1 protein-coding gene is annotated in these 400 nt (G+C 47.5%); it reads right to left on the reverse strand.

The genetic code is table 11. The features are described from left to right. On the reverse strand, positions 1–400 hold a 400-nt coding region (locus tag A3729_RS32790), incomplete at both ends, for a DUF6701 domain-containing protein (protein ID WP_197475770.1).

Consider the following 400-nt stretch of genomic DNA (forward strand, 5'->3'; position numbering starts at 1 on the left):
CATCTAGCTCCAGGTTTGCACCCAAGCGCCAAAAATCACCTTCATAGTTTTGTGTAATCGTGCCATCAGCACGTACAGCACTTATCGTCAATTCAGGGACAGTATTCCATTGAAAGGCCTGATTCATATAAGTGAAGGGCGATAGTCCAACGACATTACACGCTGGGGCAAAATTTCCTCCTGTGACGGAAAAGCTCACATCAAAACGATCAGGGATAAACCGACCAACATTACCACTTGTACCACCGCTGACGACTTCACCCGCATAATCGGGCACGGCATAGGCTTCCATAGTGAAAACCCCCACCTCATCTATTTGTTGCGTCACCGACACAACACCATCATCTGCCAATGTAAAGGCCACATTGCTCTCGGCAACATTGGCATTAACACCACTTAG

The organism is Oleiphilus sp. HI0043 (assembly GCF_001634935.1).